A 231-nucleotide genomic window follows, 5' to 3' on the forward strand; every position below is an offset into this window, starting at 1 on the left:
CCCTTGGAAGTTTGAAGGGGGTACCCCAATTATTGCAGGTGCCATCGGTTTAGGAGCAGCAATCGATTTTTTAAATGAAATTGGTTTAGAAAACATCGAAGCTCATGAGCATAAATTAGCTCAGTATGCTTTATCTCGTTTATCTGAAGTTGACGGGGTAGAGGTTTACGGCCCTAAAGAACGAGCTGGGCTTGTCACGTTTAACTGTGATGACGTCCATCCACATGATGT

Annotated in this window: 1 protein-coding gene; it reads left to right on the forward strand. The window is 43.3% G+C overall.

From position 1 onward, the window contains the following. The coding region (locus AOA62_RS31065; RefSeq protein ID WP_143521965.1) for an aminotransferase class V-fold PLP-dependent enzyme at positions 1 to 231 on the forward strand (231 nt) is incomplete at both ends.

The organism is Pseudomonas sp. 2995-3 (assembly GCF_002742565.1).
Lineage (GTDB): Bacteria > Pseudomonadota > Gammaproteobacteria > Pseudomonadales > Pseudomonadaceae > Aquipseudomonas > Aquipseudomonas edaphica.